22 protein-coding genes are annotated in these 20,397 nt (G+C 66.5%); 8 read left to right on the forward strand and 14 right to left on the reverse strand.

The annotated features are described in order from the left end of the window. Nucleotides 1–49 precede the first annotated feature (49 nt). Nucleotides 50–2,503, reverse strand: a complete 2,454-nt coding sequence (hrpB, locus tag CEQ44_RS10060) for an ATP-dependent helicase HrpB (protein WP_088189992.1) — start codon at nt 2,501–2,503, stop codon at nt 50–52. 86 nt (nt 2,504–2,589) lie between these two features. Between hrpB and CEQ44_RS25035 the strand changes: the two genes are divergently transcribed. Then, entirely contained in the window at nt 2,590–2,748 is a 159-nt protein-coding gene (locus CEQ44_RS25035; RefSeq protein ID WP_256960038.1) for a hypothetical protein, read from the forward strand. Here the strand turns inward: CEQ44_RS25035 and CEQ44_RS10065 are convergent. Both CEQ44_RS10065 and CEQ44_RS10070 read right to left on the reverse strand, forming a co-directional pair. Beyond that, nucleotides 2,733–3,512, reverse strand: a complete 780-nt coding sequence (locus CEQ44_RS10065) for a TSUP family transporter (protein ID WP_088189991.1) — start codon at nt 3,510–3,512, stop codon at nt 2,733–2,735. The genes CEQ44_RS25035 and CEQ44_RS10065 overlap by 16 nt on opposite strands. Nucleotides 3,513–3,645: 133 nt before the next feature. Then, entirely contained in the window at nt 3,646–4,674 is a 1,029-nt protein-coding gene (locus CEQ44_RS10070; protein ID WP_088183758.1) for a polyprenyl synthetase family protein, read from the reverse strand. A gap of 105 nt (nt 4,675–4,779) precedes the next feature. Between CEQ44_RS10070 and CEQ44_RS10075 the strand changes: the two genes are divergently transcribed. Continuing rightward, a complete protein-coding gene (locus tag CEQ44_RS10075; protein WP_088183658.1) occupies nt 4,780–5,058 on the forward strand; it encodes a chorismate mutase in 279 nt (92 codons plus the stop codon). Between the two features lie 50 nt (nt 5,059–5,108). Here the strand turns inward: CEQ44_RS10075 and CEQ44_RS10080 are convergent, their stop codons facing one another. From CEQ44_RS10080 to CEQ44_RS10095, 4 genes are all read right to left on the reverse strand, one after another. Then, nucleotides 5,109–6,002 (reverse strand): DMT family transporter, encoded by an 894-nt coding sequence (locus tag CEQ44_RS10080; RefSeq protein ID WP_088183660.1) that lies wholly within the window; start codon nt 6,000–6,002, stop codon nt 5,109–5,111. Nucleotides 6,003–6,338: 336 nt separating this feature from the next. Further along, nucleotides 6,339–6,986 (reverse strand): heme exporter protein CcmB, encoded by a 648-nt coding sequence (locus tag CEQ44_RS10085; protein ID WP_088183662.1) that lies wholly within the window; start codon nt 6,984–6,986, stop codon nt 6,339–6,341. After that, nucleotides 6,983–7,582, reverse strand: coding sequence for a heme ABC exporter ATP-binding protein CcmA (gene ccmA, locus CEQ44_RS10090; protein WP_088183664.1), 600 nt, complete (start codon nt 7,580–7,582; stop codon nt 6,983–6,985). Before ccmA ends, CEQ44_RS10085 begins: the two co-directional genes overlap by 4 nt. Next, the gene (locus tag CEQ44_RS10095) at nt 7,579–7,986 is read right to left on the reverse strand and encodes a metallopeptidase family protein (protein ID WP_088183666.1); all 408 of its coding nucleotides are present in this window, start codon (nt 7,984–7,986) and stop codon (nt 7,579–7,581) included. Before CEQ44_RS10095 ends, ccmA begins: the two co-directional genes overlap by 4 nt. A 40-nt stretch (nt 7,987–8,026) precedes the next feature. Here CEQ44_RS10095 and CEQ44_RS10100 point away from each other — a divergent pair, with 40 nt between their 5' ends. Further along, nucleotides 8,027–8,317, forward strand: a complete 291-nt coding sequence (locus CEQ44_RS10100; RefSeq protein ID WP_088183668.1) for a 4a-hydroxytetrahydrobiopterin dehydratase — start codon at nt 8,027–8,029, stop codon at nt 8,315–8,317. Nucleotides 8,318–8,449: 132 nt separating this feature from the next. Here the strand turns inward: CEQ44_RS10100 and CEQ44_RS10105 are convergent, their stop codons facing one another. From CEQ44_RS10105 to CEQ44_RS10115, 3 genes are all read right to left on the reverse strand, one after another. Then, nucleotides 8,450–8,929, reverse strand: coding sequence for a hypothetical protein (locus tag CEQ44_RS10105; RefSeq protein WP_088183760.1), 480 nt, complete (start codon nt 8,927–8,929; stop codon nt 8,450–8,452). Between the two features lie 29 nt (nt 8,930–8,958). Continuing rightward, nucleotides 8,959–11,292, reverse strand: coding sequence for a patatin-like protein (locus CEQ44_RS10110; RefSeq protein WP_088183670.1), 2,334 nt, complete (start codon nt 11,290–11,292; stop codon nt 8,959–8,961). A gap of 120 nt (nt 11,293–11,412) precedes the next feature. Further along, entirely contained in the window at nt 11,413–12,111 is a 699-nt protein-coding gene (locus CEQ44_RS10115; RefSeq protein WP_088183762.1) for an endonuclease/exonuclease/phosphatase family protein, read from the reverse strand. Between the two features lie 89 nt (nt 12,112–12,200). On the opposite strand from CEQ44_RS10115, the gene radA reads away from it, so the two are divergent. Then, entirely contained in the window at nt 12,201–13,568 is a 1,368-nt protein-coding gene (gene radA / locus CEQ44_RS10120) for a DNA repair protein RadA (protein WP_088183764.1), read from the forward strand. Between the two features lie 11 nt (nt 13,569–13,579). After that, nucleotides 13,580–14,098: a CvpA family protein gene (locus CEQ44_RS10125; protein ID WP_088183672.1), complete on the forward strand. Its 519-nt coding sequence runs from the start codon at nt 13,580–13,582 to the stop codon at nt 14,096–14,098. Nucleotides 14,099–14,313: 215 nt separating this feature from the next. Here the strand turns inward: CEQ44_RS10125 and CEQ44_RS10130 are convergent, their stop codons facing one another. The 4 genes from CEQ44_RS10130 to CEQ44_RS10145 all read right to left on the reverse strand — a co-directional run bounded on the left by CEQ44_RS10130 (nt 14,314) and on the right by CEQ44_RS10145 (nt 18,306). Continuing rightward, nucleotides 14,314–15,210 carry an NAD(P)-dependent oxidoreductase gene (locus tag CEQ44_RS10130; RefSeq protein WP_088183766.1) on the reverse strand — a complete coding sequence of 299 codons (897 nt, stop codon included), beginning with the start codon at nt 15,208–15,210 and terminating at the stop codon, nt 14,314–14,316. Nucleotides 15,211–15,236: 26 nt separating this feature from the next. Then, nucleotides 15,237–16,364: a glutamate 5-kinase gene (proB, locus tag CEQ44_RS10135; RefSeq protein WP_088183768.1), complete on the reverse strand. Its 1,128-nt coding sequence runs from the start codon at nt 16,362–16,364 to the stop codon at nt 15,237–15,239. Nucleotides 16,365–16,459: 95 nt separating this feature from the next. Then, nucleotides 16,460–17,557, reverse strand: a complete 1,098-nt coding sequence (obgE, locus tag CEQ44_RS10140) for a GTPase ObgE (protein ID WP_088183769.1) — start codon at nt 17,555–17,557, stop codon at nt 16,460–16,462. A 131-nt stretch (nt 17,558–17,688) separates the two neighbouring features. Continuing rightward, a complete protein-coding gene (locus CEQ44_RS10145) occupies nt 17,689–18,306 on the reverse strand; it encodes a TetR/AcrR family transcriptional regulator (protein WP_088183674.1) in 618 nt (205 codons plus the stop codon). A 54-nt stretch (nt 18,307–18,360) separates the two neighbouring features. On the opposite strand from CEQ44_RS10145, the gene CEQ44_RS10150 reads away from it, so the two are divergent. From CEQ44_RS10150 to CEQ44_RS10160, 3 genes are read left to right on the forward strand one after another with little or no spacing between them, the layout of a single operon-like run. After that, nucleotides 18,361–19,212 carry a metal-dependent hydrolase gene (locus CEQ44_RS10150; RefSeq protein ID WP_088183676.1) on the forward strand — a complete coding sequence of 284 codons (852 nt, stop codon included), beginning with the start codon at nt 18,361–18,363 and terminating at the stop codon, nt 19,210–19,212. A 31-nt stretch (nt 19,213–19,243) separates the two neighbouring features. Further along, nucleotides 19,244–19,804, forward strand: coding sequence for a GNAT family N-acetyltransferase (locus tag CEQ44_RS10155; RefSeq protein ID WP_088183771.1), 561 nt, complete (start codon nt 19,244–19,246; stop codon nt 19,802–19,804). Continuing rightward, nucleotides 19,801–20,358, forward strand: coding sequence for a hypothetical protein (locus CEQ44_RS10160; protein WP_088183678.1), 558 nt, complete (start codon nt 19,801–19,803; stop codon nt 20,356–20,358). Before CEQ44_RS10155 ends, CEQ44_RS10160 begins: the two co-directional genes overlap by 4 nt. Nucleotides 20,359–20,397: the final 39 nt, after the last annotated feature.

The following is a 20,397-nucleotide window of genomic DNA, read 5'->3' on the forward strand; positions in this document are numbered from 1 at the left end:
AGACTCCGGTAAATCGTCATGCTGCGTTGCACCAGTGGTCGCTGCGAAGTCAAGACTTCCGCGGGCCATGTTCCCTGGCATCGGCATTTTTGGTGCGCAATGTCGCGCTGGCTCCCGCCGGATCGTCGGGCCAGGGATGCCGTGGATAGCGGCCGCGCATCTCCTTGGCGACGTCGCGCCAGTTGCCCGCCCAGAAGCCGGGCAGGTCGCGCGTCGTCTGGATCGGCCGTCCGGCGGGCGATGTCAGCGACAGGACGAGCGGAATCCGCTGGCTGCCCACCGTCGGATGTTCGGCCAAGCCGAACAGGGCCTGCACCCGCAACTCGACCCGCGGTCCACCCTCGGCCGCATAGTCGATCGCATGGCTGCTCCCGGCGGGCGAGCGAAAATCCGGGGGGGCGAGCCGGTCGAGCTGTTGCTTGCCGTCCCAGCCGATCAGCCCCTCCAGCACGCCCGACAGCTGCGACCGGTCGATATCCGACAAGCGCCGCTTCCCCGCCAGCAGCGGCGGCAACCAATCGTCCAGCGTCGCGATCAACGCGACGTCGGACAGCGCGTCGATCCCGGCAAAGCCGCCGCGCATCCGCAATGACTGCGCCGCCTCCGACCAGGGGAGCAGGTCGATGCCGCCCTGTCGCACGCCTTCGATCAGCGCGGCGACCACGGCGTCCGGGTCGGGCCTGTCGTCGGACCCGGACGACAGCCGCACCGCGCCAAGCCGCCGCTCGCGCAACGCCTCGATCCCGCCATTGGCCGGGCGGAACTTGACCGTGCGCTGCTCGGCGATGCGCGAACCGAACAGGGCGATCACCTCGTTCTCGCCGATCGGCGCGGCGGACAATATGCGCGCGCCCGCGGCGCTACCCTGCACTTCGCCGACTGCCAACCAGTCCTCGCGCGCCAGCGGCGACAGCGGATCAAGCCGGAAGCCGCGCCCGCCCACGCTCGCCCAATCCGCGCCATCGGCGGACCGGCGCTTGGCGACGCGATCGGGGAAGGCGAGGGCAAGGCACAGACCGACCGCACGGTCGCCGCCGCCATCGCCTGGCCCTCGCTTCACCAGCTTCGCCCAGCGCCGCGCCAACCCCCGCGCCGCGTCCGCCCGCTTGCCGCTTTCCCGCCGCCAGCGCTGCCGCCGCAGCGTCAGGTCGGTGTCCTGCCCGCCAACCCCGCGCTCGCCCAGCAGCACGGCGACCTCGGCCGCCACCTCCGCCAGCCCCATCTCGCCCGCCCGGACCAGCATATGAGCGATGCGCGGGGACAATGGCAGCGTCGCCAGCGCCTTGCCATGCGCCGTGATCCGTCCGTCCGCATCCAGCGCCTCCAGCACGGTCAGCCGCCTGCGGGCTTCCTCAACCGCCGCCGCGGGCGGCGGGTCGAGCCAGCGCAGCGCCCCGGGATCGCTCACCCCCCACAGCGCGCAATCGAGCAGCAGGCTGGACAGGTCGCTCTCCAAAATCTCCGGCGGGTCGAACGGCACCATCCCCGCGCTCGCCGCCGCTTCCCACAGCCGATAGGCGACGCCGGGCCGCTGCCGCGCCGCACGCCCCGCGCGCTGGGTCGCCGACGCCTGGCTCGCCCGCTCCGTCACCAGTCGCGTCACCCCCGCCGCCCGATCGTAGCGCGGTCGCCGCGCGAGGCCGCTGTCCACCACGATCCGCACGCCATCGATGGTCAGGCTGGTTTCCGCGATGCTGGTCGCGAGAATGACCTTTCGCGCGCCGGAGCGGGAAGGCCGGATCGCGGCCCGCTGCGCGCCGGGATCAAGCGATCCGTGCAGCATATGCACCTCAGCGATGCCCTCGATCCGCTCCGCCGTCCGTTCGATCTCCCGCACACCGGGCAGGAAGGCGAGCAGGTCGCCCTCCGCCTCTTCGCTCAATGCCTGGCGGATCGCCGCCGCCATTTCGTCCTCGATCTTCTTTTTCGCCGCGCGCCCGATATGGCGCAACGCCAGCGGCTGGATGCGCCCTTCGCTCTCGATCACCGGCGCGCCATCGAGCAGGTTCGCAAAACGCGCCCCGTCCAACGTCGCCGACATTGGCACGATCCGCAAATCCGGCCGCAGTGCGCCCTGCGCATCCAATGCCAGCGCCAGCCCGAAATCGCTGTCCAGGCTGCGCTCATGCACTTCGTCGAACAGCACCGCCGACACGCCGGACAGTTCCGGGTCGTCCTGTATCCGCCGCACGAAAATACCCTCGGTCAGCACCAGCAGCCGCGTCTTCGCGCTGACCTTGCTGTCCATCCGCGTCGCATAGCCAACCGTGCCGCCCGGCTGCTCGCCCATCATCTCGGCGATCCGCTCCGCCGCCGCCCGCGCCGCCAGCCGCCGCGGCGACAGCAGCAGCACCTGGCCGCTGCACCAGGGTTCGCCCAGCAACGCCGGCGCGACCGCCGTTGTCTTGCCCGCGCCCGGCGGCGCGACCAGCACGGCGTTGCTGCCCGCGCGCAACGCGGCGAGCAGGTCGGGCAGCACATCATGGATCGGCAGGTTGTTCATTGCGCGTCCTTTCGCGCCGATTGCGGCAAACCGCAAGGCGGGCAAGCAGACGATCGCGTCGTCCGGGCTCTGGCCCGTTTCGGTCGATGCGCGACGCCGCCCGCGCGTTGCGCCCGGATCTGCGGATATTGTTCGTCACCGGCTATGCCGAAAATGCCGTGCTGACTAAGCCCTTCGCCATGGATGCTGCACCGCCGCGTCGGGACGTTGCTTCTGACCGATCGATCGGTCAGCTAAACAGATAGATGTGGATCGGGTTTTTCGGGTCCAGCAGCATCTTGGCGGTCAATGCCAGCGACATGACGATCAGCAGCGGCTTGATGAGCCGCGACCCGAAGCGCATCGCCAGATGCGACCCGATCTGCCCGCCGACCAAACTACCCACCGCCATGCAAAGCCCGGCGATCCAGATGACGTGCCCACCCGCGACCATCGTCAGCAGGCCCGCGACATTGCTCGCGAAATTGGCTGCCTTGGTCTGGGCGGTCGCGCGCAGGATCGACAGGCCGCCCAGCGCCAACAATATGGTGGTGTAGAAAGCGCCTGCACCCGGACCAAAAAAACCGTCGTAAAAGCCCACGACACCCACCAGCCCGGTCAGGCCCGCCATGCCGACTCGCGCATGGCGATCAGCGTCGCCCAGCTTGGGCGAGAAGGTGAAATAGGCCGCCATCGCCACCAGCAAAGCGGGCATAAGCCCCGCCAGGATAGACGGATCGACCCGCTGCAGCAGCCAAGCCCCGCCGACAGAGCCGACAAAGGCGGCGATAATCGGCGCTCTGTAGGTCTTCAAATCCATATGCCCGCGCCGCGCATAGGCGACGCAGGCGCCGAACGTGCCGAAACAGCTTTGCAGCTTGTTGGTGGCCACCGCCTGCACCGGCGGTATGCCGGCGGCCAGCAAGGCGGGCAGGGTGATAAGCCCACCGCCGCCCGCCATAGCGTCAATGCACCCCGCCATCGTTGCTGCGGCCATGAGGAAGGCGATGGTTTCGGGCGAAAGGATCATGGAACAGCGGGCCTACATTATTTCCCGTTCGCCCTGAGCTTGTCGAAGGGCGTCTCTTCTCTTTTCAAGAAGGCTTGGGCTTCGACAGGCTCAGCCCGAACGGAATAGAGAACGTGCCAAATGGCCCGTTCCCTCAATAGGCCCGCGCTATAGCGAACTCGACCGCTTCGGTAAGGGCCGCTTTCGCCTTGCCGGCATCAAAGCGCCCCAGCGCGTCGATCGCCCGTTGCCCATAATGGCGCGCCCGCGCCAGCGTGTCCGCGATCGCCCCGGTCTGGCGCAGCAACTGCGTCGCATGGGCCAGATCCTCGTCGCTGATCTTGTGCCCCGCGATCGCTGCTTTCCAGAAGGCGCGATCCGCTTCGGACCCGCGCGCATAGGCCAGGATCACCGGCAACGTCACCTTGCCGTCGCGGAAATCGTCGCCTGCATCCTTGCCCATGGTCGCGCCGTCCGATTCATAGTCGATCGCGTCGTCGATCAGTTGGAAGGCGATCCCAAGATTGCGGCCATAGACGTCCAGCGCCTGCTCCTCCGCCTCGTCGCGGTCGGCGACCACGGCGGAAATGCGGCAGGCGGCGGCGAACAAAGCGGCGGTCTTGGCACCGATGATATCCAGATATTGTTGTTCGCTGGTGTCGATCTTGCGCTGGGCGGTCAGCTGGTTGACCTCGCCTTCCGCGATCACCGCCGATGCGTTCGCCAGGATCTTCAAGACCTTGAGCGACTCGGCTTCCACCATCAGCTCGAACGAGCGGGAGAAGAGGAAGTCGCCCACCAGCACGCTGGCGCTGTTGCCCCAGATGATGTTGGCGGTCTTGCGCCCCCGCCGAAGCCCCGACCCATCGACCACGTCATCGTGCAGCAGCGTGGCGGTATGGATGAACTCGACCGCGGCGGACAGCTTGTAATGACGCGATCCGGCATAGCCGACCAAGTCGGCGCAGGCGAGTGTCAGCATCGGCCGCAGCCTTTTGCCGCCGCCCGCGATCAGATGCCCCGCCAGTTCCGGGATCAGCGGGATGCGCGACTGCATCCGGTCCAGGATCACGGCATTGACCTGGTTCATGCCGTCGGCGACCAGCGCCATGATGGGGGCGAGCGACGGCGCGGCTGTGGCGCGGCCGATCGAGTGGACGTTACCGGGGGCGGGTGCTGTCATGACCGCGCTCATGTGGCGATGCAAAATGTGAAAGGCAAGCGGGAATAGCTTGCGCGGCGCGCCGGATGCGGCAAAAAGCGCGCCATCTGGAACCGGAGGCCCCACGTGGACGAGACTTTGAACCGCTATCGCGAAAGCATCGACAATATCGACGCGGCGCTGGTGTTCATGCTGGCCGAGCGTTTCAAGATCACCCAGGCCGTCGGCGAGCATAAGGCGACGCACGACCTGCCGCCCGCCGACCCCGGCCGGGAAGAGCGCCAGATCACCCGCCTGCGCCAATTGGCGCTCGACGCGAAGCTCGACCCCGACTTCACCGAAAAATTCCTGCGCTTCATCATCGACGAAGTGATCCGTCACCATGAGCAGTTGCGCGAGGGGTAGATTTCGACCTCCGTTCGCTTCGAGCGAAGTCGAGATGCGTGAAGCGCTCTTCAGGCCGGTTCCACCAATTCGACCACCTTTTTCCCCTGCGATCGCCCCAGCAGCACACCGCCCAGCGCCAGCGCAAACCCGACAAGCTGCACCGGCCCCAACCGCTCCCCGAACAGCAACCACGCCTCGATCGCGGCCAGCGGCGGGACCAGCAGCAACAGCATCGACATGCGCGTCGGCCCCTGATGCCGCACCAGCCACACCAGCAGCGACAGCCCCGCCGCCGACAGCCCCAGCACCGACCAGGTGAGGCCAATCCACAGCACAGGATCATTGTCCCAGCGATATTCGCCCACGATCAGCGTCGCGGCGATCGCCACCAGCGCGCCGCCCAGATTCTGCGCCGCGCCCGACATCAAAATCGGGTCGCCTGCAATCTGCCCGCGCTGGATCAGCGTCCCGCCGGTCATGGCGATGACCGCGATCACCCCCGCCACCACCGGGACCAAACCGACCGACCCTGCGCCGCTGCGCTCCAGCGCGGGCAGCAGCACGCACACCACCCCGCCGATTGCGATGGCCAGCCCCGCCCAGTTACGCCCCGGCAATCGCTCGCCCAGCAAAGCGACGCTGGCCACCGCCACCATCAGCGGCTGGGTCGCGCCCAGCAGCGACATGATCCCGGCCGGCATCCCGCGGCTTACCGCCCACCAACTGACGGTCAGATACAGCCCATGCAGCATTGCCCCCGCCGCCAGATGCAGCCCCAACCGCCGACGCCGCGGCCATCCCTGTCGCGCATACAGCGCCGCCCCGCCCAACAGCAGCGTCGTTGCGGTCAGCCGCACCGCCAGAATCAACTCGGGCGCCCCATGCGGCACCACCGCCCGCGCGACGATGAAGCCGGTGGACCAAATCAGGACGAACAGGATGGACGCGACGATACCGAACATCCGCCGCCTTTGACGGAAGGGCAGGGCGATGTCGAGGTGGGGGAAGGGAGGAAGGGTTGGTGGGGTTTGCGGCAAGGCAGAAGGGGTGGTTTGCGGACGGTCGGTTTACTCTGCCCCGCCCGCTTGCGGGAGGGGCAGTGAGACTTAATGAGCAAAGCGAATTTAGTCGCAGCGGGGTGGGCCAAGGCAACCTTGCGCTTGCCCACCCCCTAACCCCCTCCCGCCAGCGGGAGGGGGAATAACGTCCGCTTTTGGTCGATTGATGCCAGCGGTAGGGGCATCACGCGCCACAATGTCCAATCTTACGGCGAATATGTGACGCCAAAAGCCCCTACCCTATTCCCGCCCCGCCCGGATCGCCGCGCCACCCGCGAACGGCGTGATCGCCACCAGCAGCAGCGACGCCGCCCCTAGGAATTTCAAGGCCGCGCCGCTGCCGTCCCCCAACGTCCCCGCGCCAAAGATCAGCAGCGGCACCGCCAGCGGCAGCGCCAGCAACCCGGCCAGCGCCCCGCTCGACCGCAATCCCGCTGTCAGCGTCGCCACCAGCAGCCCCAACGCCGCCAGCGCGGGCGTGCCGATCAACAGGCCAAGCTCCAGCTTCACGATCGTCGCGCCGTCCAGCTTCAGCAGCGCCGCGGCGGGCAGAGTGGCGATCATCAGCGGCGGGCCAAAGCCCACCCAATGCGCCGCCAGACGCGCGATCACCACCAACTCTTCGCCGATGCCGCGCAGCGCGATCTGGTCCAGCACGCCGCTGTCGCGATCCGGCGCGACCAAGCGATCGACCGGCAGCAGGCTAGCGAGCAAAGCCGCGATCCACAGCATCCCGCCCCCGGTCCGCGCCAGCAGCGCCGCATCCGGCCCGACCGCAAAGGGATAGAGGCTGGCCACCAGCAGCAGGAAGGCGACCGGCAGCCACAGTCCCGCCGACGCCCAGGCCTGGCGCAAATCCCGCGCGGCGAGCAGCCACAACAGCCTCATGCCGCATCCGCCTGATAATCGCCGAGCGCGATCAGCACTGGCGCATCGATCGGCAGCGGCTGGTGCGATGCCGCAACCACGATCCCGCCCGCGGCCAGATGCTTGGCCACCGCCGCGCCCAGCAAAGCCGTGGACGCCGTGTCCAGCCCGTTGCCCGGCTCGTCCAGCAGCCAGATCGCCGCCCCGCTGGCGATCACCCGCGCCAGCATCGCCCGCTTGCGCTGCCCGGTCGACAGCATCCGCACCGGCACATCGGCCAGCGGCGTCAGCGCCATCGCCTCCAACGCCGCCGCCGCCGCATGGCCATCGGCCCGATCCAGCTTCGCCCAGAAATCCAGCGCGCGGGCCAGAGGCAGGTCGGTATCCAGCGCCAGCCGCTCGTCAGTCAGCGCGATACCGCCCGTTCGCTCGACCGACCCGGCAAAGGCGGGGAGAAGCCCGGCCACGACCCGCAACAGGCTCGACTTGCCCACGCCATTGGGACCGGTCAGCAACGCCCCGCCGCCCGCCGCCAGCGTCAGGTTCACGCCCCTGAAGAGCATCCGTCCGCCGCGCAGGCAGGCCAGCCCCTCCAGGCGCAGCGCCGCCCCAGTCATGAAGCGACCATATCCTCCAGCACATGCATGTCGATGTCGGACAGGCCGAAATGATGGCCGATCTCATGCACCACGACATGGGTGATGAGCGCGTCGAGCGGCACGCCGGTTTCGACCCATTCATCCAGCAGCGGCCGGCGGAAGAGATGGACGGTGGGCGGTACGTCCCCCGTCTGCGCCTCCTGCCCCACGGGACGGCCGCTATACAGGCCGGTCAGCCCGAACGGATCGTCAATCTCCATTTCCTTTAAGATGTCGGCGGGCGCAAATTCCTCCACGAACAGCACGACGTCGGATAGGTGCGCGTCGAATGGGTCGGGCAGGCGACTGAGCGCCTCCAGCGCTAGCATCTCGATCTCTTGACGGGTCGGGGCGAGGCGGGGCGGTTGACCGGGGTGCGACATCCCTGCCACATACCGCAAGGCATTTCATGAGGATAGGGACATGATTGGTAAACTGAGCGATGAGGATCGCGCCGTCGCGCTGGCGGACCTGCCGCAATGGACGGCCGTGGGCGAGCCGGACGGGATATCGCGCCGCTTCACCTTCACCGATTTCGTCGGCGCCTTCGGCTTCATGACGCAGGTGGCGATCCTGGCCGAAAAGGCGGATCATCATCCCGAATGGTCGAACGTCTATAACCGGGTGGACATCGTCCTCATCACCCACGACGCCGGCGGCCTGTCGCAACGCGACATCGACCTCGCCCACGCGATCGACGCGCTGGCGGATTAGAGCTTGAAGACCTTAGGTCGATCCACCGTCTTCCGTTCGTTTCGAGCGAAGTCGAGAAACGAGGGCATGGCGCTACCTGCTTCTCGACTTCGCTCGAACCGAACGGGTAAGAGTAGAGTCGTCCCCTGGAGACTAATAGTTGGAGACGCCCTCGATCCGCTCGTCATAGGCGCGCAACGCCGCCGTTACTGATCGATCACCCGCATAGCGCCGCCGCAGCATCGCCAGCTTCGCATCAGTGCCGCTACATAATTCAGCGATATTCTCCGCGATATAGGCGCGTCGTTCCGCATCATAGGGTTCTTCGCCGCGGAAATGGTCGCAGCCGTCACGATCTACCATGAAGCTGGTGACTTCCTGCGGGAAGGGCAGGGCCGACGCGCCATCGTCCGACGGCGGCAGGTCGAGCGGATTGCGCGGGGCAGGCTGGGCGCGCACCGTCACCACCGGCGACGTCTTGGCTGTCGCGACGACAGGTTCGGCGGGGGGCGGCGCGGGCGCGGGGTCAGGCTCGATCGACGCGACGGTCGCGACCGGCTGCGACGGACCATTGTCGGCCTGCGCGCCGTCGGCGGACGCATCGCGGCAGCCGGCGACCAGGGCCAGCATCAGCAGCACAGGAACCAGACCAAAACGCCCGCTCACCCGATCTCCTCCCGCAATTTGGCGATCAAATCGGCCACATGGGGCAGCCGCGACTCTTCCTCGTCCAGGATCGCCAGAAAAGCCGCCCGCCTATAGTCCGCCAGTGCGTCAGGCGAAAGACGGCTTGCTGCGGGCATTGCCGAAATCACGATGTCCAGAAGCCGCTCGGCGCCGTGCAACCGGCCCCACAGATAGTCGTTCTCGCGATAGACCCTGCTAAAGAAGGCGCCGAAGTTGTTGAATTCAATGCCCTTGAGCGTGGCGCTCGCGCCGCCGCTACGGATGGCTGTGCAATCTTCGGGCGAAATCCGATCGACCTTGACCGGATCATATTCATCCAGAGTGTCACCCTGGAGCAACGGTAGTGTGGCGATATCGGTGAAGGGAAAGCCCAGATAGGCGAGCAGCATGGTCCGCCGCCCCGCTTTGGGCAGCGCGGCGAAGGCGTCCGCCAGCATCCGGTCCGCCGCTTCATCCCGCGCCTTCAGCCCCCGCGCCTGCGCCACCGCCACCAGTGCCGCGGCCGCATCGGTCGCGACCATCCCGGCCGCCGTCGCGACCTCTCCCCCATAGAAGTCGCTATCCTCACATTCGGCATAGAGCGTCAACGCGCCATAGATGGCGTCATGCATCCCCTGCACCGCGGGATCGTCGGACTGCGCCTCCAACTCCAGCGTATCGGCCAGCCGCCGCGCCAGGTAGCGCAGGCGACGGATGCGAAAGGCCAGGTCATGGGCGCGGAAGAAAGCGACCGGGGCGGAGGCCGATCCGCTTTCCGCGCTCAACTGATCCGCGCCGTTCTTGCGGATATCAGCCCAGATCGCCTGGCGATAGCTTTCGCGCATCATTGCGCTGTCCTCGCCGCTCAGGCGGAACAGCAGCGCGCAGAGTGATTCGACGATGCCCGACAGTTTGAGATGCCCATAGGCGGGATAGGCGAAGCCCGCCGCGCTCGCCGCCCGCTGCTGTGCCTTCGCGCGCCAGGCGGAGAGGCGCGCGGGCGTCGGCCGGTCCAGGAACAGCATCTTGCCGATCGCGCTTTCCACCTCCGCCTCGATGCCGGGGCGCAGCGCGTCCAATATCCGCCGCATCCGCCGGATGCGCGCGGAGTGGCGGTCGATCGCCTCCAGATTGTCGCGGATCGGCTGTTCGCGCGGAATGTCCGACAGCGCGCCGAAAATGGTGCGGAAAAAGCCGGGCAGCGGCGTGTCCGCCCCGGTTGGCGCATCCTGTTGCTCGCCTTCCTTGTTCAGGCGGATGGAGCGATGCCCCGGCTTGGGATCGATATAGACGAAGCGCCGATCGACCTCGCGTCGAGACGGCCGGTTGCGCAGCGCGCCGATCGCCTGCGCGAAGGGGGCGTTGGCCAGCACTGATCCGTCGATCAGCACGGCGTCCTCCGCCGTCCCGCGGGACGCATGGCGGGGCAGGGCGCGGCCCAGAAAGGCGTCACGTGTCGGCCAGGCGCGATGGCGGCGCGTCAACACCCGGTCCAGTTCACGCATGGTGAAGGGCGGGAATGCGCCGGGGAAGCTGGCGGTCGCCCGCGCGGCGAACACCAGTTCGGCCGGATCAGCGAACGGCCGCTGCCCCCGTCCGCGCGCCTTGAAGCCGATCGACAGCCGATGCTCCGTCTCGATCACCTGCGCTGGACTATTGAGGTTCAGACTCTGCGGGTGGCCCTCGAAATCGGTAACGGTCACGAACAGGTCGAGCGGATGGCCGTCGGGCAGCAGCGCCGGGCCGTTCCCCGTCGCGGCCATGGCGTCGAACGCGTCGATCAACATGGTGGAGAATATCTCCCCGCCAAAGGGCGGCTCGAACCAGCGCGACCGGATGAAGCGAGAGAGTTTCATCCGCACCTCTTCGCGCGTATCGGGCGCGACGGTGCGCTCCACCGCATCGCCCGGTCGCCGCGCCGCCATCCACACCAGCGGCGTTGCCCAGAATTTGGTCATGGCGCGGGCCGGGCGTGCATCGGGGTCCAGCAGCCGATCGACATCGGCATTGTCCAGCCACATGGTCGTCAGCGGCTCCAGCGACTGGCCCGTCTCGATCGCCTGCGCCAGGAAAATGCCGTTGATCCCGCCGGCGCTGGCCCCCGCGATGATGTCCGGCATGACGCGCAGCCGCACGCCGCTCGCCGCCTCCATCGCCGCCAGCAGCCGGTGATACACCGACTCGCTGCCGTTGCCGGGCGACGCGCCCTCATGAAAGGCGCGGCTGGCGCGGGCCAGATGCCACACTTCCTTGGTGATGCCATGCATGTAGATCGCCAGGCTGATGCCGCCATAGCAGACCAGCGCAAGCCGCAATTCCCGCTCCTTCATGGGTGGAACGTCGCAGAGGGCGGGGTGATTGGCAACCAAAAGCCCGTTCGTTTCGAGCGAAGTCGAGAAACCGCAGCGCTGACGTTTCGCGACTTCGCTCGAAACGAATGGAGGCGGCGATCACCCAACCGCAAACTCCGCCCAGATCGGCAGATGATCCGACGCCTTCCTGGCCGCCGCGCTTTCATGCACCCCGCAATCCCTGAGCGTCAGTTTGCCGCAATGCATGATCCGGTCGAGTCGCGCCACCGGCCGCCGCGCGTGGAAGCTGCGCCCGCATGGCGCAAAGCTGTAATGCCGCGCAAAATCGGCCAGGCAGCCACGCCCGGCGCTCCATTCATTAAGGTCGCCCATCAACACCGTCGGCATCGCCACGCCCTGCGCCGCGGCATGGATCACTGCGGCGGCCTGCTTGCGTCGCCACAAACCCGACAGGTCGAGATGCATACCGAACACGCGCACGCTCACGCCGCCCATCGTCACCTCCGCCATGGTCGCGCCGCGTGGCTCCAGATAGGGCAGGTGCAGCACATCATGCGCGCCAAGGTCAGCGCTCTTACGCACTAATAATGCATTGCCGTGCCAGCCCATCGAATCGGCCTGCACATTCAGCGGCACTGATTTATAGTCGCTCTGCCCATCCATCATCCGTGGCGGGATCGCCGCCGATCGCACGCCGAAGCGCCGATCCGCCTCTTGCAGCGCGACGATGTCGGCATCGACCTCGCTCAGCACCTCCAATATCCGTTCGGGGATCCGCCGCCGGTCGGTGCCGATGGCCTTGCGGATATTATAGCTCGCGACACGAATAGTTTTCATCGGCGTAACAATGCGCCAGCGCGCCGGATGTTTCCAGCGCTCGCTTCGATGTTCTTGCATTGTTCGCGCGTGCCCGCCATATCGGTGCCATGGCCAAGGCAAAGCGCAAATTCGTCTGTCAGCAATGCGGCACCGTCGCGGCCCGCTGGCAGGGCCAGTGTGAGGATTGCGGCGAGTGGAACAGCATCGTCGAGGAAGCTGCTGAGACCGTCTTCTCCTCGCGCCATGACCTGCAAAATGGCGGCCGCGCGATAACGCTGATCGGCCTCGACAGCAAGGTCGAACTGCCGCCACGCACCAGCACCGGCATCGCCGAGTTCGACCGGGCGCTGGGCGGCGGCATCGTCGCGGGCTCCGCAACGCTGATCGGCGGCGATCCCGGCATCGGCAAATCGACCCTGCTGCTCCAGGCCGCGGCGCGGGTTGCTGCGCGCGGGCTATCGGTGGCCTATATCAGCGGCGAGGAAGCGGCTGACCAGGTCCGTCTGCGCGCGCAGCGGCTGGGGCTGGGCAATGCCCCGGTCATGCTCGCCAGCGCGACGTCGGTGCGCGATATCCTGACGACGCTGGGGGAAGGGGAGCCGCCCGCGCTGCTGGTGATCGATTCGATCCAGACAATGCACAGCGACCTGATAGAGGGCGCCCCCGGCACCGTCAGCCAGGTCCGCGCCTCCTCCCAGGAACTCATCAAATTCGCCAAGCAGCGGGGCACCGCCCTCATTCTCGTCGGCCATGTGACCAAGGATGGCAGCATCGCCGGCCCGCGTGTGCTGGAACATATGGTCGACACCGTGCTGGCGTTCGAAGGGGAGCGCAGCCACCAATATCGCATCCTGCGTGCGATCAAGAATCGCTTCGGCGGCACCGACGAGATCGGCGTCTTCGCCATGGTGGCGGAGGGGCTGGAGGAAGTCGCCAACCCGTCCGCCCTGTTCCTGACCCAGCGCGACGAGACGGTGACGGGCGCGACCGTCTTCCCCGCGCTGGAAGGGACGCGGCCGGTGCTGGTCGAAATCCAGGCGCTGGTCGTGCGCCTATCAAGTGGCGCCACGCCCCGGCGCGCGGTCGTCGGCTGGGACAGCGGGCGGCTCGCCATGGTGCTGGCCGTGCTGGAGGCGCGCTGCGGCCTCAGCTTTTCGACCTGCGAAGTCTATTTGAACGTCGCGGGTGGATACCGCCTGTCAGACCCTGCCGCCGACCTCGCCGTCGCCGCCGCTTTGGTGTCGGCCCTATCGGAAAAGCCGCTGCCGTCGGACGTCGTCCTGTTCGGCGAGATCGCGCTGTCGAGCGAGATCCGCCCCGTCGCCCACGCCCCCCTGCGCCTGCGCGAATCGGCCAAGCTCGGCTTCAACCGCGCCTTCATCCCCGCCGCCGCGGCCGACGGGGTGAAGGGAATAGCGGTCAGCGGTTTCCGCACGCTGGCGCAGCTTGTTGACCAGATGCTGGGACGCGGATAGCCACGCTGGGAATGAACGCCATCGACATATCCGTCCTGCTCGCCATCGGCGGTTGCGCCGTGCTGGGCCTCATGCGCGGTTTCGTGCTGGAAACGCTCTCGCTCATCGCCTGGGTGCTGGCGATCTTCTGCATCCGCCTGTTCCATGCTTCGGTCGCGGAAGTGCTGACGCCCTTTATCGGCACCAGCAGCGGCGCGGCGATCCTGGCGCTGGTGCTGGTGTTCGGCGTCACCTTCGGCGCGGGCAAGATGATCGCCCATGCCATCGGCTGCCGCACCCGCCAATCAGTGCTGGGGCCTGTCGACCGGGTGCTGGGCGCAGGATTCGGCGCGGTGAAGGGGCTTATCGGCGCGACCCTGCTCTTCCTTGCCTTCAGCCTGGTCTATGACACATTCTACGGCAGCGGCGCGCGTCGCCCGGACTGGTTGTCGGACGCCCGCACCTATCCGCTGCTCAACGCCAGCGGCCAAGCGATCAGCGAATTTCTGGCCGAACAGCGCGCGAAAAAGCCGGCGGCGGAGGATAAGTGAACTGGGCGGGTGTGTCTGATAACAATCATTTCCAGACATCCAACATCCGTTCGGGCTGAGCCTGTCGAAGCCCTTATCTTTCTTCAAATGCCCGCACTCTAAAGAAGTGATGCCCTTCGACAGGCTCAGGGCGAACGGATGTTTGGAATTGGGGAATGGCAGGAAACCGCCAAAATCCGCCGCTCATCAGCGCCGGACTCTCCGGTAGCCCACTTCTAAAGCCACCCCTTCTCCCGATAGGCCGCCACCGTCGCCTGCAACCCGTCCTGCGTCTTCACCTGCGGCAGCCACAACCGTTTGGGCGGCTGCTTGCGCTTTCCCACCACCCAGTCGGGATGGCAGAAATAATCGACCCGATCCGGCGTCAGTTTCGCGTTCCTGCCCCGCACCATCCGGTCGGTCCGCGCCGCGACGTTCAGCAACCATTGCGGCGTGGCGAAGGTCCGCACCGTGCGGCCCACTGCCCGGCCGATCGCTGCCCCGAAATCGCGATGATCCCAGCCACCTGGCGTGCCGTCGTCCACCTCGTAGGTGCGCGTCAGGCTGTTTTCGCGCTCCTGCGTCAACGCCAGCAGCAACGCCGCCAGGTCGCTCACATGGATCACCGACAGCCGCCCGCCCGGCGGCAACAGCATGACGCCGCGCTTGGCCATGCGAAACAGTTCCAGCATCTCGCGGTCGCCCGGCCCGTAAATGGCGGGTGGGCGCACGATTGTCCAATCAAGGCCGCTCGCCTTCACTTGGCGTTCGGCCAGTTCCTTCGACCATCCATAGTCGGACAGGCCCGGCTCCCGCGCCGCGAGCGAGGAGACATGGATCAGCCGCTTGATCCCGCGTTTCCGCATCGCATCGACCACCGCCATCGTGCCGCGCGCATTGCCCGCCTCAAACCCCTCGCGGTCCGGCGCATTCACGACGCCGGCGATATGGATCACCGCATCGGCGTCGCGCACCAGCGTATCGAGTGCCGCGCTATCCTCCAACGACCCATGCACCCATTTCAGCTTCGCGCGCGGTGGCTGCGCGCGGCGGGTCAATGCATTGACCCGCAACCCCTCACTCAACGCCTGCTCCAGCGTCTCGGCGCCGACGAAGCCCGTCGCACCGGTCATGGCGATCCGTATCTGCTGCATATCTCTCAGACCATCGCCATATGGTCGCGATGGACCAGCACCGATCGCGGCATTTCGCCCAGCAGCGCCGCAATGTCGTCGCTGCGCTTGCCCGCGATCTTTGCCGCCGCTTCGCTATCATATTCGATCAGCCCGCGCGCGATCACCCGGCCGTCCTGCGCCACGATATCGACCACATCGCCCCGATCGAACACCCCCTCGACACTGGCGACCCCGGCGGGCAGCAGGCTGTTGCCCTTGCCCAGCGCCTTTTCCGCGCCCGCGTCCACAATGATCCGCCCGCGCGTGGTCAGCCGCCCGGCCAGCCACCCCTTGCGCGCACCCTTGCCCTGCGCCGCGAGGAAAATCGACCCCTTGCCGCCATTGGCCCAGTGCGACAGCGGCGCATCGACCTTGCCCGAAATGATCGCCAGATGCGCGCCCGCGCCGGTCGCGATCCGCGCCGCCTGTATTTTCGACACCATGCCGCCCGATCCCATGCCGGACGCCGACCCGTCATCCGCCATCGCCGCGATCCGCGCGTCGATCGTCTCTATCGTTTCAATCAGCATGGCGCTCGCATCGGCGTGCGGGTTGGCGGTGTAAAGCCCGTCAACATCGGAAAGCAGCACAACCGCGTCAGCCCGTGCCGCCTGTCCGATGCGCGCCGCCAGCCGGTCATTGTCGCCGAAGCGGATTTCGGCGGTCGCCACGCTGTCATTCTCATTGACCACCGGCACGACATGCAACGCCATCAACCGTTCCAGCGTCGCCGAGGCATTGAGGTAGCGGCGGCGATTTTCCAGATCGTCCAGCGTCACCAGCATCTGCGCGGCGGTAATGCCTTTCTCGTCCAGCAGGCTGGCCCAGCATTGCGACAGCGCGATCTGACCAGTGGCAGCCGCCGCCTGCGCATCCTCTAGACTGCCGCGACCGCCCTTGGGCAATTTCAAGCGCCGTGCACCGAGTGCGATCGCGCCGGAAGACACGATGATGACCTGCTGCCCCGCCGCGCGCCGCGTCGCGACATCTGCGACCAGCGTGCGCAACCAGTCCACCCGCACCGCACCCGCGGGATCGACCAGCAAGGCCGACCCGATCTTGACGACCAGGCGACGGACCAGGGCAGGGGGGAAACCGGAAAGGGCGTTCATGGCGGTATAAAATAACATCCGTTCGGTTCGAGCTTGTCGAGAACCCTCGCGCATGGTTCTCGACAGGCTCGAACGGGGGTAGGGCTATGGCGCCGTCAGATCGGCGACCACGCCCCGTCGCTCTCTTTTCCAGCTTCCTCGGCAGCCTCGCGCCTATCCTCGTCCATCATCAGCAATACGGCGTCGAGCAGCGGACCCACGCCCTCGCCGGTCGCACCGGATATGATGAACACATCCTCCACGCCCGCCTCATCGCGCAGCTGTCCGGCAATATCCTCCATCAGCTCCTGCCCCAGCAGGTCGCCCTTGTTCAGCACCACGATCTGCGGCTTTTCATCCAGACCCTCGCCATAAGCAGCGAGTTCTTCGGTCACGATATGAAACGCCTCGACCGGATCATCGACCGTGGCGTCAATCAGGTGCAGAAGCACGCGACACCGCTCGATATGCCCCAAAAACCGGTCGCCGATGCCCACGCCTTCGGCGGCGCCCGCGATCAGGCCGGGAATGTCGGCCAGCACGAATTCGCGATCCTTGTGCAACACCACGCCCAATTGCGGCTTGGTGGTAGTGAAGGCGTAGGCGCCGACCTTCGCCTTGGTATTGGTCACCTGGTTGATAAGCGTAGACTTGCCTGCATTGGGCATCCCCACCAGGCCGACATCGGCCAGCAGCTTCAGCCGCAGCCATACCCACATTTCCTGGCCCGGCCAGCCCGTGCCATGCTGGCGCGGCGCACGGTTGGTGCTGGTCTTGTAGGACATGTTGCCCCGGCCGCCATCGCCGCCGCGCAGGAAGGTCACGCGCTGCCCGACCTCGGTGAAATCAGCCAGGACGTCCTGGTCCTCATAATCGGGGATGCCGTCCTCGTCCTCGCTGCCTTCGATCGGCTTGGGGTCGGACAGGATCTGGGTGCCCACCGGCACCTTGATGATCAAATCCTTGCCGCCCGCGCCATAGCGGTTCTTGCCCATGCCGGGCGTGCCACGCTGCGCCTTGAAATGCTGGGTGTAGCGGAAATCGATCAAGGTGTTGAGGCCCTGCACCGCTTCGAAGATGATGTCGCCGCCCTTGCCGCCATTGCCGCCGTCGGGGCCGCCATATTCCTCATATTTTTCGCGACGAAAACTGACCGCGCCGGGGCCGCCCCAGCCGGATTTGATATAGATTTTGGCTTGATCGAGAAAATGCATGGCGCGCCCATAATGCATTCTGAAGCCGGCTGGAACAGTCGGCGGCTCGCAGAATGCGTAAAACAAGAAACAGCGGGACGATGCAGCGACCGTCCATCTTGTGCGCGCCCATAGCGCTTAATGCCGCAAAGTTAAACCTTGGCTTGCGCCGCCATTGCCGCGGCCTCCTGCATCAGCGCGAAAGTCAGGCTGCGCGTGGCGATTTCGCGCGCTTTTTCGCGCGGTAGGGCGAGCGCGGCAGCCATCGCCCCGCCCAGCTGCGAATCGCCCAGCGCCAGCAGCACCAGCATCAGCGTATTGTCCCGGATCAGTTCAGCGACATTGGGGGTCAGCGCAGTAGCCGCCAGCTTGTCCACCAACCGGTGGATCGCTTCCACCACCGGGTCCAGCGCATCCTCATTGCCCGATGCCAGCATCCAGCTCGCCAGCGCCCCCGCGCCCTCCCGGTCGAACGCATCGAACGTCATGTCGACGATCGTGCGCGGGCTGACCTTCCCGCGTCGCGCCGCATCCACCGCCTCGCCGATCTTCGCCGTGATCGTGTCGGCCAGATGCGCCGCCAGCGCCTTCTGCAATCCCGCCGCCGATCCGAAATGATGCAGCAGATTGGCGTGGGTCCGTCCGACGCGTCCCGCCACGGCCTTCAATGTCACCGCCTGCGGCCCCGCTTCGATCAGCAGGTCGCGCGCCGCCTCCACGGCGACGAGGCGACTTTCATCCGGGCTGAGGCGCGCGCGCTTTATTGACATGATTGTAAGCAACTCTTATTTACATCAATGTAAGTAACGACCGGAGACATATCCATGACCCCGACCGACCTCACCATCACGCCGCGCGACCGCCGTTTCGGACGAGACCGTGCGACGGCGCGACATTGGCTGAACGGCGACCCGATCGCCACGGCTTTCTTTAACGCGCTGTCGATCACCTTCCCGCGCGGCGAAGCCTATTTCATCGACAGCGTCCGCGCCTTCCGCGACGGCGTGCCCGACAGGCTGGCAGGTGAAATCGCCGCCTTCATCAAACAGGAAGTCATCCACAGCCGCGAACATCTCGCCTTCAACCGGCAGGTGACCGACCATGGCTATGACGTCTCGCGCCTCGACGCGGACGTGACGATGATGCTGGACCTCGCCAAACAGCGTCCGCCGATCGCCAGCTTGGCCGCGACCATGGCGCTGGAACATTTCACCGCCATTCTCGCCCATGAACTGCTCAGCGACCCGCGCCATCTCGACGGCGCCGACCCGGAAAGCGCAGCGTTGTGGCGCTGGCACGCGATCGAGGAGATCGAGCATAAGGGCGTCGCGCACGACACCTGGGTCCACGCCACGCGTGACTGGAGCCGGTTCAGGCGCTGGTGGGTGAAGACCGCGATGATGCTGGTCGTGACGAAGCATTTCCTGCACCACCGCGCCCGCGGCATGATGGACCTGCTGCGGCAGGACGGCATTACCGGCCGCCGCGCCTGGGGCGGGCTACTGCGCTATGCGCTGGTCCGGCCGGGCATATTGCGCCGTGTGGCGCGGCCATGGTTCGGCTATTTCCTGCCTGGCTTCCATCCCTGGGCGGTGGACGACCGCGCGCTCATTGCGCTCGCCGACAGCCCCTATGCGCATGCGCGGCCAGGCGGCGCGCTCCCCTCGGCCGCTTGACCAGGGGAAAGCGGGGCGCTCTTATCGACGTATGTCCACTGCGCCCACGCTCGAAACTAGCCGCCTGATCCTCCGCCCCCACAGGATCCAGGATTATGCCGCCTGCCGCACGCTCTGGGCCGACCCGGATGTCGTCCGCCACATTGGCGGCGTCCCGCTCGACAGCCAGGCGGTCTGGTTCCGCATCCTGCGCTATGCCGGCATGTGGTCGCTGCTCGGTTACGGCATGTGGGTGATCGAGGCGCGCGACAGCGGCGCTTTCCTGGGCGAAGCTGGGTTGCTCAGCGCGCAGCGGGGTCTGCCCGAACTGGATGGCGTGCCGGAAGCTGGCTGGGTGCTCGGCCCGCAAGCCTGGGGCAGGGGGATCGCCACCGAAGCAATGCAGGCGATCCTCGACTGGAGCGACGCCCATGTCGCGGCCGCCTCCACCCGCTGCATCATCGATCCAGACAATGCGGCCTCTATCAAAGTAGCGGAGAAGCTGGGCTTTGCCGTTCTGACCGACACAGAACTGGCCGGAAAGCCGACCCGCGTTTTTGATCGACCCAGAGCAACGACCGGTCGCGCGACCAATTTGGGAGCAATCGGATGAAGATAGGAACGCTGCGGGCGATCGGCCTGGCGGCATGGCTGCTCGCCGGATCGATCGGTATCCAAGCTCATGCTCAGCAAATCCCACCAGCCGATCGCACCGTGATCGAAAGCCGCATCGCAGCCTTCGACGCGGCGATGAAGGCGGGGCGCATAGAAGAAAGCATCGACTTCATTCCCCCGCGCCTGTTGCGCGTCATGGCGGCCAAGGTCGGCCTGTCGGAAGCCAGGTTGAAGGAGATGGTCGCCGCTCAGGCTGTCGCAGCGGTCGACGGGCTGACGTTCCTGTCCTTCGGCATGGACCTGTCGGCGGCCAAGGTCGCCGCGACGCCCGATAAAAGCCGAACCTATATGCTGATCCCGACGCACAGCGTCATCGCCATCCCCGACGCGGGCAAGATGCAGAGCAAGACCAGCACGCTGGCGCTGAAGGATGAGGGACAATGGTTCCTCGTCCGCATCGACAATGCGCAGCAGGTCGCCCTGCTGCGCGCTGCCTACCCCGAATTTACGGGCGTCGATTTTCCATCCGGTTCGACCGCCATCATAGACTGACAAGACGATCGATACGCGGGCAGCAAATTGCGCCCGCGC

Source organism: Sphingobium sp. Z007 (assembly GCF_900013425.1).
Taxonomy (GTDB): Bacteria; Pseudomonadota; Alphaproteobacteria; order Sphingomonadales; family Sphingomonadaceae; genus Sphingobium.

Bases quoted from the DNA above. Each gene is read 5' to 3' on its own strand.
- CEQ44_RS10150 (WP_088183676.1), top strand. From the start codon at position 18,361: ATGACCCCGACCGACCTCACCATCACGCCGCGCGACCGCCGTTTCGGA.
- CEQ44_RS10110 (WP_088183670.1), bottom strand. From the start codon at position 11,292: ATGAAGGAGCGGGAATTGCGGCTTGCGCTGGTCTGCTATGGCGGCATC.
- radA (WP_088183764.1), top strand. From the start codon at position 12,201: ATGGCCAAGGCAAAGCGCAAATTCGTCTGTCAGCAATGCGGCACCGTC.
- obgE (WP_088183769.1), bottom strand. From the start codon at position 17,557: ATGCATTTTCTCGATCAAGCCAAAATCTATATCAAATCCGGCTGGGGC.
- hrpB (WP_088189992.1), bottom strand. From the start codon at position 2,503: ATGAACAACCTGCCGATCCATGATGTGCTGCCCGACCTGCTCGCCGCG.
- CEQ44_RS10125 (WP_088183672.1), top strand. From the start codon at position 13,580: ATGAACGCCATCGACATATCCGTCCTGCTCGCCATCGGCGGTTGCGCC.
- CEQ44_RS10115 (WP_088183762.1), bottom strand. From the start codon at position 12,111: ATGAAAACTATTCGTGTCGCGAGCTATAATATCCGCAAGGCCATCGGC.
- CEQ44_RS10155 (WP_088183771.1), top strand. From the start codon at position 19,244: ATGTCCACTGCGCCCACGCTCGAAACTAGCCGCCTGATCCTCCGCCCC.
- CEQ44_RS10160 (WP_088183678.1), top strand. From the start codon at position 19,801: ATGAAGATAGGAACGCTGCGGGCGATCGGCCTGGCGGCATGGCTGCTC.
- CEQ44_RS10065 (WP_088189991.1), bottom strand. From the start codon at position 3,512: ATGATCCTTTCGCCCGAAACCATCGCCTTCCTCATGGCCGCAGCAACG.
- CEQ44_RS10095 (WP_088183666.1), bottom strand. From the start codon at position 7,986: ATGTCGCACCCCGGTCAACCGCCCCGCCTCGCCCCGACCCGTCAAGAG.
- CEQ44_RS10080 (WP_088183660.1), bottom strand. From the start codon at position 6,002: ATGTTCGGTATCGTCGCGTCCATCCTGTTCGTCCTGATTTGGTCCACC.
- CEQ44_RS10130 (WP_088183766.1), bottom strand. From the start codon at position 15,210: ATGACCGGTGCGACGGGCTTCGTCGGCGCCGAGACGCTGGAGCAGGCG.
- CEQ44_RS10085 (WP_088183662.1), bottom strand. From the start codon at position 6,986: ATGAGGCTGTTGTGGCTGCTCGCCGCGCGGGATTTGCGCCAGGCCTGG.
- proB (WP_088183768.1), bottom strand. From the start codon at position 16,364: ATGAACGCCCTTTCCGGTTTCCCCCCTGCCCTGGTCCGTCGCCTGGTC.
- CEQ44_RS10070 (WP_088183758.1), bottom strand. From the start codon at position 4,674: ATGACAGCACCCGCCCCCGGTAACGTCCACTCGATCGGCCGCGCCACA.
- CEQ44_RS10100 (WP_088183668.1), top strand. From the start codon at position 8,027: ATGATTGGTAAACTGAGCGATGAGGATCGCGCCGTCGCGCTGGCGGAC.
- CEQ44_RS25035 (WP_256960038.1), top strand. From the start codon at position 2,590: ATGCGCGACGCCGCCCGCGCGTTGCGCCCGGATCTGCGGATATTGTTC.
- ccmA (WP_088183664.1), bottom strand. From the start codon at position 7,582: ATGACTGGGGCGGCGCTGCGCCTGGAGGGGCTGGCCTGCCTGCGCGGC.
- CEQ44_RS10145 (WP_088183674.1), bottom strand. From the start codon at position 18,306: ATGTCAATAAAGCGCGCGCGCCTCAGCCCGGATGAAAGTCGCCTCGTC.